We start from the raw sequence: 3,724 nt of genomic DNA, 5'->3' as shown, positions 1-3,724 counted from the left end.
ACACCCTTGCTCTTGGCTAATGGTTGGTCGCTATCTACCCCCATAGCGGACTTTCGCCGCCTAGCGAATCGTCATGCGCGGCGCACCAAAAAAACGGCGAAGCCATGGCCCGCCGTTGGATCAATCTTATTTAACCGAAACAATTTTGACTTTCATATCCCCGCCCGGCGTTTGAACGATTACTTCCTCTCCTGCGCTTTTGCCAATCAGGCTTTTGGCAATCGGCGAGTCATTTGAAATTTTACCTTCAAACGGGTCGGCCTCGGCACTGCCGACAATCGTGTAGGTTTCTTCTTCGCCGTCCGGAAGTTCCACAAACGTCACGGATTTGCCGAGGGAAACTGTATCCGTACCGTCATCTTCAATGATTTTTGCGTTGCGGATCATATTTTCAATCGTGGTAATCCGGCCTTCAACAAAAGCTTGTTCTTCTTTTGCAGAATCGTATTCAGAGTTTTCGGAGAGGTCACCGAAACTTCTGGCGATCTTAATCCGTTCCACCACTTCTTTTCTTTTCACTGTTTTTAAATATTCCAGTTCCTGCTCTAATTTTTCTTTTCCTGCCTGTGTCATTGGGTAAACTTTTTCTTGAGCCAATTGCCTTCACTCCTAGTTCTCTTAGTAATCAGACCGGTATGGGCAGAAACTTTTCTCCCATACCTTTTTATGCATATGATAAGAAGCTGTATTTCCGGCTTCAGCTGCAGATAGGGGCCTGCCTCTTTATCAGCCGCATCTGTATATCAAGCCTGTTCCTTCTTTTTTCGCCATATGGCTTAGCGCGCCAAAATGATTCGGCGCGCTTTCAGCATGTTTTCTAGACTATCGTATTACAAAAATGACTTTTGTTCAAGAATTGATTGTAATTTTGTTACAACTAAATCAATTGCGACATGATTCTGGCCGCCTTCCGGTATGATCACATCGGCATACCTTTTTGTGGGCTCGATGAACTGGTTGTGCATCGGCCGGACAACGGTCGTATACTGCTTAATGACAGATTGGAGCGTCCGCCCGCGCTCTTCAATATCCCGCAGCAGCCGCCTGATAATCCTGAGATCGGCATCAGTGTCTACATACAATTTAATATCCATTAAGTTGCGCAATCTTTCATCTTCCAATACCAATATGCCTTCCAAAATAATGACTTCTTTCGGCTCGACATGTATCGTGCGGTCTGAGCGCGTATGCCTGGAGTAGTCATAAACCGGCTTTTCAATCGGTTCATAACGGAGCAGTTTCTGCAAATGCTCGATCAGCAAATCATTGTCAAATGCAAACGGATGGTCATAATTGGTTTTTAATCTTTCTTCAAACGGAAGGGTGCTCTGGTCTTTATAATAATAATCCTGTTCCAGCACCAAAATGGAGTTTTCCTTCAAGCTTTCATAAATCGCACGGGTGACACTTGTCTTGCCAGAACCGGAACCCCCCGCAACACCGATCACAGCCGGCTTACGTTCCATTTCCATTCACCTCTTTAGACTGACTGCCAATCCATCTCCAACAGGAAAAATGGTGGTGATAAATTGTTCATGCTGCATTAACCATTCATTATAGTTCCTGATTTTCCGGACAAGATTGCGGACTTGTTTCTTTTCAATGAATGTTTCAGTAACAAGGCCTTTAAACAGCACATTGTCTGTATAAATACAGCCGTGTTCACCCAAAAGCGGGCTAAACGTACTGAAAAATTTCTGATACTGCCCTTTTGCCGCATCGATAAAAATCGCGTCAAACGGCGCATACGACCGAATGCGCTTAAATGTGCTTTCATCCAATGCATCGCCTGTCAGCAGCCGGATTTGCGCTGACAGGGGCGTCTGCGCCAGGTAATCATATGCTTTTGTGAAGCGTGCCTCTTCCCGTTCAACCGTAATGATTTCGGCATCAGGAAGGGCTGCTGCCATCCGCAATGCCGAGTAGCCGATTGCGGTTCCAATTTCGAGAATCTTTTTCGGCTGCTGCAGCCGTAAAAGCTGGCATAATCCCTCAATCCCAGCCAGTTCCATAATCGGGATATGCTGTTCGTGCGCGTATGTCTCCATTTCTTCAAACAGCGGCATACGCCCGCGGATTAAGGATGTAATATAAGCATCAACCGGATCATTCATCCAACGGCCTCCCAGCGCCGAACCCTTTCAGAAAACAATCCATCATGAAGTTCAGGCCAAATCTATCCATAAAACTCTCCTTACCTACTTGAAAACAAAGCTTTTTCATCCGTATCGGGTTTTAAAGCTTCCAGTCCAATTTTCCGTTTATTATCGTAGCATATTTTTTTACGGAAAGCGAATCTTTTTGAAAAAAACGCAGGGACACGGCAAAACCCATGATGCAGCCCGCCTGTCAACACGGCAGCACCAGGTAAAACCGCCTACTGTTTTGCTTTTGCAATGTACTTTTCTTTTAATTCGTTGTGTTCTTTTAATGTTTTTGCAAAATACACCCGGCCTGTTTTCATATCGGCCAAAAAGTACAGATAGTTTGTTTTTGCCGGTATTAAAGCCGCTTGCAGTGACTGTTCTCCCGGGCTGGCGATCGGGCCGGGCGGAAGCCCCTTATGTTTATACGTGTTATATGGGGAGTTTACCCGCAAATCTTTGTACGTCACTTTTTCTTTATGCTTATGGAGCGCATATATAATGGTAGGGTCCGTTTGCAACGGCATCTTCTTCTCTAAGCGATTGTAAAAAACACTGGCAATTTTGGTTCTGTCCGCTTTTTGTGTTGCCTCTTCCTCAATCAAAGACGCGATGGTCAAGAGCTGATGCGGGCTCAATTGCATGGCATGCCTTTTCTCTTGATAGGAAGCGAACACGGCATTTGTTTTGGCCACCATACTGTCCAGTATTTCATCCAGTGTTACATGCTTATGATAAAAAGAATAGGTTGCCGGATAAAAATAACCTTCAAGCGGGTACATGATATTTTGATTCAGGACATCTTTTGTCAGCAGCCGGGGATATTTTTTCATCAGTCCTTCAATAAAAGCACGGTCACCGGCCCTTTGCAATACTTGTTTGCTGCTGTATGAACTGTGCCTGCTGATGATGGCTGCGATCTGTCCAAGATTGGACCCTTCCGGAATTGTGAATTGAATCGCTGCAATTCCGCCTTTTTGCAGGCTATTAATAATTTCATCCATCTTCATTGAAGGCGTCATTTTATAGGTTCCAGCCTGAAAGCCCGCCTTATGACTGGATTTGACATAATAGCTAAAAACATATGCATTTTTTATTATGCCTTTTGCTTTTAAAATCGACCCAATCTCCATGACATTGGACCCGGGCGGAATTTCGACCATTTTCATTTTGTGGTTTGACGGGTCCGCGGGCTTTAGTGCCGACTGGTAGTAAATTGCGATGCCTCCAAATAAAACGAATAAAAATAAAAGGATACCGGTGATGGTGTATATTCTTGGTCTTTCTTTCCACTTTTCCAGCAGAAAATGCATAAATTTCCGGAAATGATTTTTCTTACCGGTCAAAACTAAAACATCCTCTCATCAAGAAGAATCGTATGTATGCGTAGCCATTTTCGACTTTTTTCTTGTCCATTATACTACATATTTCGCCAATTATTATTTCATTTTCGTTTCAAAAGTGAAAAGGGTTTATCGTGCCGTAATCGAGTAGGGGGCTAATCATTATTTGATTAGCCGACCTCTCACACCACCGTGCGTACGGTTCCGTACACGGCGGTTCTAAAGTTTACGACCTTA

General features: G+C 44.2%; 4 protein-coding genes. All 4 read right to left on the bottom strand.

Annotated elements, in window-relative coordinates; all coding sequences use genetic code 11:
• Nucleotides 1-126 precede the first annotated feature (126 nt).
• The 4 genes from greA to mltG all read right to left on the bottom strand — a co-directional run bounded on the left by greA (nucleotide 127) and on the right by mltG (nucleotide 3,490).
• Nucleotides 127-597 carry a transcription elongation factor GreA gene (gene greA / locus C232_RS0118055; RefSeq protein ID WP_018665508.1) on the bottom strand — a complete coding sequence of 157 codons (471 nt, stop codon included), beginning with the start codon at nucleotides 595-597 and terminating at the stop codon, nucleotides 127-129.
• A 233-nt stretch (nucleotides 598-830) separates the two neighbouring features.
• Entirely contained in the window at nucleotides 831-1,466 is a 636-nt protein-coding gene (gene udk, locus C232_RS0118050; protein ID WP_026314669.1) for a uridine kinase, read from the bottom strand.
• A 6-nt stretch (nucleotides 1,467-1,472) separates the two neighbouring features.
• Nucleotides 1,473-2,114, bottom strand: a complete 642-nt coding sequence (locus C232_RS0118045) for an O-methyltransferase (RefSeq protein WP_018665506.1) — start codon at nucleotides 2,112-2,114, stop codon at nucleotides 1,473-1,475.
• A gap of 263 nt (nucleotides 2,115-2,377) precedes the next feature.
• Nucleotides 2,378-3,490, bottom strand: coding sequence for an endolytic transglycosylase MltG (gene mltG / locus C232_RS0118035; protein WP_018665504.1), 1,113 nt, complete (start codon nucleotides 3,488-3,490; stop codon nucleotides 2,378-2,380).
• Nucleotides 3,491-3,724 lie beyond the last annotated feature (234 nt).

Origin of the sequence: Heyndrickxia acidiproducens DSM 23148 (assembly GCF_000374345.1) — a bacterium.
Lineage (GTDB): Bacteria > Bacillota > Bacilli > Bacillales > Bacillaceae_C > Weizmannia > Weizmannia acidiproducens.
This window is presented reverse-complemented; position numbering and strand designations above follow the sequence as displayed.

Excerpts from the sequence above, each read along its gene's own strand:
- udk (WP_026314669.1), bottom strand. The coding sequence starts at position 1,466 with ATGGAACGTAAGCCGGCTGTGATCGGTGTTGCGGGGGGTTCCGGTTCT.
- C232_RS0118045 (WP_018665506.1), bottom strand. The coding sequence starts at position 2,114 with ATGAATGATCCGGTTGATGCTTATATTACATCCTTAATCCGCGGGCGT.